General features: G+C 76.2%; 10 protein-coding genes and 1 pseudogene. All 11 read left to right on the top strand.

Translation table 11 applies throughout. The features are described 5' to 3' along the window. A partial coding sequence (locus ACESL7_RS12795; RefSeq protein ID WP_372893703.1) for a phage major capsid protein occupies window positions 1-529 on the top strand: 529 nt, incomplete at its 5' end. A gap of 91 nt (window positions 530-620) precedes the next feature. Beyond that, the gene (locus ACESL7_RS12790) at window positions 621-1,217 is read left to right on the top strand and encodes a head-tail connector protein (protein ID WP_372893702.1); all 597 of its coding nucleotides are present in this window, start codon (window positions 621-623) and stop codon (window positions 1,215-1,217) included. Further along, window positions 1,214-1,552 carry a head-tail adaptor protein gene (locus tag ACESL7_RS12785; protein ID WP_372893701.1) on the top strand — a complete coding sequence of 113 codons (339 nt, stop codon included), beginning with the start codon at window positions 1,214-1,216 and terminating at the stop codon, window positions 1,550-1,552. The genes ACESL7_RS12790 and ACESL7_RS12785 overlap by 4 nt, the downstream gene beginning before the upstream one ends. Continuing rightward, entirely contained in the window at window positions 1,549-1,959 is a 411-nt protein-coding gene (locus ACESL7_RS12780; protein ID WP_372893700.1) for a DUF3168 domain-containing protein, read from the top strand. The genes ACESL7_RS12785 and ACESL7_RS12780 overlap by 4 nt, the downstream gene beginning before the upstream one ends. A gap of 22 nt (window positions 1,960-1,981) precedes the next feature. Beyond that, window positions 1,982-2,395 carry a phage major tail protein, TP901-1 family gene (locus tag ACESL7_RS12775; protein WP_372893699.1) on the top strand — a complete coding sequence of 138 codons (414 nt, stop codon included), beginning with the start codon at window positions 1,982-1,984 and terminating at the stop codon, window positions 2,393-2,395. Beyond that, window positions 2,395-2,718 carry a gene transfer agent family protein gene (locus ACESL7_RS12770; RefSeq protein WP_372893698.1) on the top strand — a complete coding sequence of 108 codons (324 nt, stop codon included), beginning with the start codon at window positions 2,395-2,397 and terminating at the stop codon, window positions 2,716-2,718. Before ACESL7_RS12775 ends, ACESL7_RS12770 begins: the two co-directional genes overlap by 1 nt. Beyond that, entirely contained in the window at window positions 2,715-2,924 is a 210-nt protein-coding gene (locus ACESL7_RS12765) for a rcc01693 family protein (protein ID WP_372893697.1), read from the top strand. Before ACESL7_RS12770 ends, ACESL7_RS12765 begins: the two co-directional genes overlap by 4 nt. Next, window positions 2,911-3,570, top strand: a complete 660-nt coding sequence (locus ACESL7_RS12760; protein WP_372893696.1) for a phage tail tape measure protein — start codon at window positions 2,911-2,913, stop codon at window positions 3,568-3,570. The genes ACESL7_RS12765 and ACESL7_RS12760 overlap by 14 nt, the downstream gene beginning before the upstream one ends. A 48-nt stretch (window positions 3,571-3,618) precedes the next feature. Next, a complete protein-coding gene (locus tag ACESL7_RS12755; RefSeq protein ID WP_372893695.1) occupies window positions 3,619-4,251 on the top strand; it encodes a phage distal tail protein, Rcc01695 family in 633 nt (210 codons plus the stop codon). After that, window positions 4,251-5,132, top strand: coding sequence for a DUF2163 domain-containing protein (locus ACESL7_RS12750; protein WP_372893694.1), 882 nt, complete (start codon window positions 4,251-4,253; stop codon window positions 5,130-5,132). The genes ACESL7_RS12755 and ACESL7_RS12750 overlap by 1 nt, the downstream gene beginning before the upstream one ends. Continuing rightward, a pseudogene (locus ACESL7_RS12745) lies at window positions 5,129-5,223 on the top strand (peptidase); the annotation flags it as partial. The gene ACESL7_RS12750 and the pseudogene ACESL7_RS12745, both read left to right, overlap by 4 nt.

Genomic DNA, 5,223 nt, shown 5'->3' with positions numbered 1-5,223 from the left:
GGCCTTCGTCGCGGGCGACGGGGTGGACAAGCCTCGCGGCTTTCTCACCCATCCGGCGGTGGCCGAGGCGAGCTGGAGCTGGGAGAGCCTCGGCTACGTGGCGAGCGGCGCGGACGGCGCCTTCGCCGGGGCCGAGGCGCTGATCGATCTCGTCTACGCGCTGGGCGCGCGCTACCGCGCCAACGCGCGCTTCGTGATGAACTCGCGCACCGCCGGCGCGGTGCGCAAGCTCAAGGACAACGACGGGCGTTTCCTCTGGTCCGACGGGCTGGCGGCGGGGGAGCCCGCGCGGCTCCTCGGCTACCCGGTGCTCGTCGCCGAGGACATGCCCGACATCGAAAGCGGCGCGGACGCCATCGCCTTCGGCGACTTCCGCGCGGGCTACACCGTGGCGGAGCGGCCGGACCTGCGCGTGCTGCGCGATCCCTTCAGCGCCAAGCCGCATGTCCTCTTCTACGCGACCAAGCGCGTCGGCGGCGACGTCACCGACTTCGCGGCGATCAAGCTCCTGCGCTTCGCCACGGCCTGAGCCGGGCCGAGCAAGCGGCGCGCGCGGCCCGGACAGGGGCCGCGCGCGACCCAAGGCCCCGGCGGGGCTGCACCATCGGGAGACGTCATCCATGCTGATCGAAGAGACGCCGCTCGATCCGGCGGCCCTGCCGGTGCAGGCGTTCCGGGAGCATCTGCGCCTCGGCTCCGGCTTTTCGCAGGACGACCTGCAGGCGCCCCTGCTCGAGGCGGTGCTGCGCGCCGCCATCGCCGCGATCGAGGCGCGCACGGCCAAGATCCTGCTCCGGCGTGCCTTCGCGCTGAGCCTGCCGGCCTGGTCGGACCCGGCGGGCGTGCCGCTGCCGCTCGCGCCGGTCGAGGCGGTGAGCGAGGTGGCGCTGCGCGATGCCGCGGGCGAGGAACGGACCCTGGACCCGGGTGCCTGGCGGCTGGAGGCGGACACGCACCGCCCGGTGGTCCGGCCCACCGGCGCCGCGCTGCCCGCCATCCCGGCGCGCGGGGCGGCGGTGATCCGCTTCGCGGCGGGCTTCGGCGCCGCCTGGGCCGAGGTGCCCGCCGACCTGCGGCAGGCGGCGATGCTGCTCGCCGCGCAGTACTACGAATACCGCGACGCCGCCTCGGCGGGCGCAGAGGCGATGCCGGCCGCCGTCGCCGGGCTGATCGGGCCGTGGCGGGCGCTCCGCCTCGGTGCGGGAGGGGCTGCATGAGCGCGCCGCGTCTCACACGCGCACTCGTCCTGGAGGCCCCGGTCGACACGGCCGACGGCGCCGGCGGCACGGCAACGGGCTGGACGCCGCGCGGTATGCTCTGGGCCGAGGTGGTCGCGGGTGCCGGGCGCGAGGTGGCGGGCGCCGGGGGCACCGTCGCGGCGACGCCCTACCGCATCACTGTGCGCGCCGCGCCGCCGGGCTGCGAGGCGCGCCCGAGGCCCGGCCAGCGCTTCCGCGAGGGCGCGCGCGTCTGGCGCATTCGCGCGGTGGCCGAGGCCGACCCGGCGGGCCGCTACCTGACGTGTTTCGCCGAGGAGGAGGTCGCGCCATGAGCTACGCCCTCTCTGCCGCCCTGCAGGCCGCGGTGCATGCGCGCCTCGCCGGCGATCCCGCGCTCGGCGCGCTCACCGGCGGGCACGTCCACGACGCGCCGCCCGCGGGCAAGTTGCCGCCCCTTTACGTCCTCATCGGGCCGGAGCGCGTGCGCGACCGCTCCGACGCGAGCGGGCCGGGGGCGGAGCACGACCTGACCGTGACCGTGGCCGGCGAGGCCGGGAGCTTCCGCGCGGCGAAGGAGGCGGCGGCTGCAACCTCCGCGGCGCTTCTCGACCCGCCGCTGGCGCTCGAGGGCGGGCGGCTCCTGCACCTGAGCTTCCGCCGGGCGCGGGCGGCACGCGGGCCGAAGGGCCGCGGCCGGCGGATCGACCTGACCTTCCGCGCGCGCGTCGCGCCGGAGTGAGACCACACCGAGGAGAGACGACATGGGCGCCCAGAGCGGCAAGGACATGCTGATCAAGGTGGACCTGACCGGCGACGGCCAGTTCCGCACCATCGCGGGGCTGCGGGCCACGCGGCTGTCGTTCGACGCCGAGCAGGTGGACGTCACCAGCCTCGAAAGCGCGGGCGGCTGGCGCGAGCTGCTGGCCGGGGCGGGGGTGAAATCCGCCGCCATCGCGGGCTCCGGCGTCTTTCGCGACGCCGACACCGACGCCCGTGCGCGGCAGGTCTTCTTCGATGGCGCGACGCCGGAGTTCCAGGTGGTGATTCCGGACTTCGGCACCATCGCCGGGCCGTTCCAGGTCACCGGGCTCGAATACGCGGGCCGCCACGACGGCGAGGCGACCTACGAGATCGCCCTCGCCTCCGCCGGCGCGCTCAGCTTCACGGCGCTCTGATGGCGAACCCTCATCGCGGAGAGGTGGCGCTCGTGATCGACGGGGAGCGCCGGGTGATGCGCCTGACCCTCGGCGCGCTCGCGGAGCTCGAGGTGACGCTCGGCACCGACAGCCTCGTGGCGCTCGCCGAGCGCTTCGAGGCGGGCCGCGTCTCGGGGCGCGACGTGCTCGCGGTGCTGGTCGCCGGGCTGCGCGGCGCCGGCTGGGAGGGCGCGGCCGCGGACCTGCGCACCGCCGAGATCGCGGGCGGCCCGGTGGCGGCGGCGCGCGCGGCCGCCGAGCTTCTGGCGCGCGCCTTCCTGCCGCCGGAGGAGGCGCCGTGAGCGGGCTCGACTGGCCGGCGCTCATGCGCGCGGGCCTCGGGCGGCTGGGCCTGAGACCGGCCGAGTTCTGGGCGCTCACGCCTGCCGAGCTCGCCGTGATGCTGGGCGCGGGCGCGGGGCCCGGGCCGATGGGGCGCGCGCGGCTCGACGCCTTGATGCGCGCCTATCCGGATGCTGCGACGGAGGAGAGCGATGAGCGACCCTGAGGAGGCCGAGGCGCTGGACGAGGCGCTCGAGGCGCTGGAGACGCGCCTCGGCGGCGCGGCCGATCTGGCCGCGGGCTTCGAGGCCGAGCTGCGGCGCGTGAACGCGGGTTTCGACGCCGCCGGCAAGGGCGCCGCGCGGCTCGAGCGGTCGCTCGAGCGCGGGCTGCGCCGGGCGATCGACGGGGTGGTCTTCGACGGCGCGACGCTCTCGGATGCACTGGGGCAGGTGGCGTCCGGGCTCGCCGACACGGCCTATTCCGCGGCGGTGAAGCCGGTGACGGGCCATGTCGCGGGCCTCCTCGCCGACGCGGCGCAGGGGGTCTTCGGCGCCTCGGCCTTCGCCGACGGGGCGGGCTTCGCGCAGGGGCGCGTCATGCCCTTCGCCTCGGGCGGGGTGGTGCGCGAGGCGACGCGCTTCCCGATGCGGGGCGGCACCGGGCTCATGGGCGAGGCGGGGCCGGAGGCGATCCTGCCGCTCGCCCGCGGCGCCGACGGCAAGCTCGGCGTGCAGGCCTCGGGGGAAGCGCGGCCCACGGCGGTGACGATCAACGTGACCACCCCGGACGTCGAGGGCTTCCGCCGTTCGCGCGCCCAGATCGCCGCCGAGATGACGCGCGCGCTCGCCCGCGGGCAGCGCAACCGCTGAGCCGACGCCGGGGCCGTGCGCCCGCCAGCAGACCGGAGGAACAAAGGCATGAGCTTTCACGAGGTCCGCTTCCCGCCCAACCTGAGCTTCGGCTCCACCGGTGGACCGGAACGGCGCACCGAGGTCGTCGCCCTCGCCTCCGGCCACGAGGAGCGCAACACCCCCTGGGCGCAGTCGCGCCGCCGCTACGACGCGGGCGTCGGGCTGCGGGCGCTCGACGACATCGAGACATTGGTGGCCTTCTTCGAGGCGCGGCGCGGCCGGCTGCACGGCTTTCGCTGGAAGGACTGGGCCGACTACAAGTCCTGCCCGCCGAGCCGCGCGCCCGCGCCCACCGATCAGGTGATCGGCCGCGGCGACGGGGCGGCGCGGGTGTTCTCCCTCACCAAGACCTACCGCTCGGGAGAGGCCGCCTATACCCGGCCCATCGCCAAGCCGGTCGCGGGAAGCGTGCGCCTCGCCGTGCAGGGCGACGCGCTGCGCGAGGCCGTGGACTTCGAGCTCGACGCGACGCGCGGCACGGTCACGCTCGCGCGCGCGCCGTCGCCCGGCATGGAGATCACCGCCGGCTTCGAGTTCGACGTGCCGGTGCGCTTCGACACGGACGCCATCCGAACGAGCGTGGCGAGCTTCCGCGCGGGCGAGGTGCCGAGCGTGCCGGTGGTGGAGGTGCGGATCTGATGCAGGGCGCGTTGCAGGAGCATCTGGCGCAGGGCGCGACCACCGTCGCGCGCGCCTGGGCGGTGACGCGGGCCGACGGCGCGACGCTCGGCTTCACCGATCACGACCGCCCGCTCGCCTTCGAGGGCGTGGAGTTCCGCCCCGAGACCGGGCTCTCGGCGGCCGCGCTGCAGCAGACGACCGGGTTATCGGTGGACAACACCGAGGCGCTCGGCGCGCTTTCGGACGACGCGATCCGCGAGGCCGACATCGCCGCCGGCCGCTGGGACGGGGCGGAGGTGCGCGCCTGGCTCGTGGACTGGTCCGACGTCGCCGCGCGGCAGCTGATCTTCCGCGGCACGATCGGGGAGCTGCGCCGCGTGGACGGCGCCTTTCACGCCGAGCTGCGCGGGCTCTCGGCGGCGCTCAACCGGCCCGGCGGGCGCGTCTTCCAGAAGCCCTGCGCGGCGGTGCTCGGCGACGCGGCCTGCGGCGTGGATCTCGCGCGGCCGGGCTATCGGCACGAGGGGCCGGCGCTCGCGGTGGAGGAGGGGGGGCGCGTGCTGCGCTTCCCGCCGCTCGCGGGTTACGCGCCGGAGTGGTTCGCGCGCGGGCGCTTGCTGGTGCTCGGCGGGCCGGCGCAAGGGCTCTCGGGCGTGATCAAGCGCGACGTGGCCGAGGCCGGCACGCGGGCGATCGAGCTCTGGACGCCCCTTGGCACGGACCCCGCGCCGGGCGATCCCATCCGCCTCGAGGCGGGCTGCGACAAGCGGTTCGAGACCTGCCGGGCGAAGTTCGCCAATGCGCTCAACTTCCAGGGCTTCCCGGATCTGCCGGCGGAGGACTGGGTCACCGTGCCGCCCGCCCGTTCGGGCGAGACCGGCGGCGGGAGCCGGCGATGAGCGGGCAGGGCGCCTGCGTCGTCGCCGCCGCGCGGGGCTGGATCGGCACGCCCTACCTGCACCAGGCGAGTTGCCGGGGCGCGGGGGCGGA

This window comes from Rhodosalinus sp. (assembly GCF_041685465.1).
In the GTDB taxonomy this organism is placed as follows: Bacteria; Pseudomonadota; Alphaproteobacteria; order Rhodobacterales; family Rhodobacteraceae; genus Rhodosalinus.
Note: the sequence above shows the minus strand (reverse complement) of the source record. Positions and strands in the feature narration are given on the sequence as shown.

Coding starts and splice junctions, on each gene's coding strand:
- ACESL7_RS12790 (WP_372893702.1), top strand. CDS start 621: ATGCTGATCGAAGAGACGCCGCTCGATCCGGCGGCCCTGCCGGTGCAG.
- ACESL7_RS12785 (WP_372893701.1), top strand. CDS start 1,214: ATGAGCGCGCCGCGTCTCACACGCGCACTCGTCCTGGAGGCCCCGGTC.
- ACESL7_RS12780 (WP_372893700.1), top strand. CDS start 1,549: ATGAGCTACGCCCTCTCTGCCGCCCTGCAGGCCGCGGTGCATGCGCGC.
- ACESL7_RS12775 (WP_372893699.1), top strand. CDS start 1,982: ATGGGCGCCCAGAGCGGCAAGGACATGCTGATCAAGGTGGACCTGACC.
- ACESL7_RS12770 (WP_372893698.1), top strand. CDS start 2,395: ATGGCGAACCCTCATCGCGGAGAGGTGGCGCTCGTGATCGACGGGGAG.
- ACESL7_RS12760 (WP_372893696.1), top strand. CDS start 2,911: ATGAGCGACCCTGAGGAGGCCGAGGCGCTGGACGAGGCGCTCGAGGCG.
- ACESL7_RS12755 (WP_372893695.1), top strand. CDS start 3,619: ATGAGCTTTCACGAGGTCCGCTTCCCGCCCAACCTGAGCTTCGGCTCC.
- ACESL7_RS12750 (WP_372893694.1), top strand. CDS start 4,251: ATGCAGGGCGCGTTGCAGGAGCATCTGGCGCAGGGCGCGACCACCGTC.